The organism is Aestuariivirga sp. (assembly GCF_046093005.1).
GTDB lineage: Bacteria > Pseudomonadota > Alphaproteobacteria > Rhizobiales > Aestuariivirgaceae > Aestuariivirga.
Window position 1 is genome coordinate 1 of record NZ_JBJTER010000015.1, and the last position, 2,248, is coordinate 2,248.

General features: G+C 58.8%; 3 protein-coding genes. All 3 read right to left on the bottom strand.

All coding sequences use genetic code 11. The features are described from left to right. On the bottom strand, nucleotides 1-408 hold a 408-nt coding region (locus ACKOED_RS00695; protein WP_408914651.1), incomplete at its 3' end, for a hypothetical protein. Nucleotides 409-503: 95 nt separating this feature from the next. Continuing rightward, nucleotides 504-1,681, bottom strand: a protein-coding gene (locus ACKOED_RS00700) for an IS3 family transposase (RefSeq protein ID WP_408914652.1) whose coding sequence is annotated in 2 segments (ribosomal slippage) — nucleotides 504-1,423 and nucleotides 1,423-1,681 — 1,179 coding nt in all. Because the reading frame shifts where the segments join, the coding sequence is not laid out codon by codon here. 4 nt (nucleotides 1,682-1,685) lie between these two features. Then, nucleotides 1,686-2,120 carry a transposase gene (locus ACKOED_RS00705; RefSeq protein ID WP_408914653.1) on the bottom strand — a complete coding sequence of 145 codons (435 nt, stop codon included), beginning with the start codon at nucleotides 2,118-2,120 and terminating at the stop codon, nucleotides 1,686-1,688. Nucleotides 2,121-2,248: the final 128 nt, after the last annotated feature.

The window sequence follows — 2,248 nt, forward strand, 5'->3', positions numbered from 1 at the left end:
GTCGATGATCCGGCCATTGGATTGCAGCAGACGCTGTTTACTTTTGCCGCCGATAAGGCTGCCTGTCGCATCGGTATGACCATCGAAAAGAGCAAAGCCGGCAACACGTGTAAAAAAGCGGTTCCGGATGGCAAGGTAGTCAACGCTGGTGCCAAACTGATCAAGAATATCGCCTACGATAAAGGCCGACGCCAAAGCGGGAGAGAGGACGATCACAAGAGTGATCCGATAACCCGCTTCAGCGGCCATGCCAGTGAGCGCAGAGGCGGACCCAGCAACACTGATAACAGGTATGAGTGATCCACCCGGCAAATCATGCAGAACGACGTTGGCACCGGTCTGAAGACTGTCCAGTAATAAGTCGCGTTGCCCCTCATGGCGAATGTCATAGGGCACGACACCGCGCATGGGATCCTGAGGAAAGACAGGCTGTCGGTCACCTAGAGGTGGCCCCGGAATTTCGGACAGTTTGGCGGCTTGGATAAGCTATAGCCGGGACGTTTTCATGCCGCCAATGCCGTGGGTGCCATTCTGTCCGGGGAATGCCCCGGACAGAATGGCGGCGAAATCGACTGATAGACCTCGTCGGGTGATCGTCCAGCCAAGGCGGAATGGGGGCGGGTCGCGTTGTAGAACCCAATCCATTTGGCGAGGCCCTGGCGGACTTCCGATCCGGTCTCGAATGCATGCAGATAGATGCACTCGTATTTGAGCGAGCGCCAGAGGCGCTCAATGAACACTCGGTATATCCAGCGTCCCCGACCATCCATGCTGATCCGCACGCCCGCATCCTTCAGCACGGTGGTGAACCGGGGGCTGGTGAATTGGCTGCCCTGGTCGGTGTTGAAGATCTCCGGACTGCCGTAGCGGGCCAGGGCCTCCTCCAGCGCCTCGATGCAGAAGTCCGCCTCCATGGTGTTGGATACCCGCCAGGACAGCACCTTGCGCGTCGCCCAGTCCATGATCGCCACCAGGTACAGAAATCCGCGCCGCATCGGCAGATAGGTGATGTCGGCGCACCAGACCTGGTTCGGCCGGTCGATGACCAAATCCCGCAGCAGGTACTTGTAGGTGGGGTGTTGCGGGTGGGGCGTGCTGGTCCGGGGCTTCTGATAGATCGGCGTCAGCCCCATCCGCGCCATCAGCCGCGAAACCCGTTTGCGGCCGACCGTGTATCCCTCGCGGCGGAGAGGGCGGGCCATCTGCCGCGCCCCGTAGAACGGCCATTCCAGGAACGCCTCGTCGATCAACCGCATCAGCGCCAGGTTCAGCGGGCTTTCACCAACAGGCCGATAGTAGAAAGCCGACCGGCTGATGGACACCAGATCGCACTGACGCACAACCGAAAGACCCGTGTGCTCGGGATCAATCATTTCCCGCCTCCGCTCGACGCTCATCGACCGAAGGCTTTGGATAAAAAATCCCGTTCCACCACCAACTGGCCGATCTTGGCGTGAAGACGGTTCAATTCCGCCTCGCTGGTCCCTTGGGCCGCCTCCGCCTTGCCGCTGAAGGTGGCGGCCATGCCCTCGACCGCCTGCCGTTTCCAGCCCGCCACCAGTGTCTGATGTACCCCATGCTTTGTGGCCAGTTCCGCCAGGGTCAGCTCACCCTTGATCGCTTCCAGTGCGACCTTCGCCTTGAAATCCGCCGAATACCGCTTGCGCGTCGTCTTGCCCATCTCCTCAGGCTCCCGTCAGATCCCCGACAAGCTTATCACCCTGTCCGAAATTCCGGGGCCACCTCTGGAAGCCCGTGTTCCCGCGACCGTCCCGGTAGCGCTGTTTCAATTGCCGGTGGGAGGCCTCCAAAAACCCATTAGTCAGCCGAAATTTTCCACGGCGGATCCTGAGATAATTCTTGACCTCATCCCTCCAGTTTTCAGTTGTGTCGAGCAGAAGGTGCTTGAAATACCGGAACAGTTCATTGCGCAAACGGCGGCGCCACCGATCCAGGGAATCCATCGCTTTTTTTGGATTCTGCTCTTTGAAAATTCGCTGGAATTTCAGCTGAGCGAAATAGGCTTGGCGCAACAGGGGAGCTTGAGCAAATATCCAACGCAACAAGGCGCGCTGATTATTGTCGAGTTCTGTCCAATCTTTCTTGAGAAGCTTTCGCACTGTGGCGTGAGCCTCCGGCGCGAACGGACTGGCGCTCCACCGGATGCTATTCTTGATTTCATCGTAGACAGCGGCTGTCGCTTTGCCAGCCCTACGGTGCAAATGAGGCGCCTCGGCAAGAACACGAA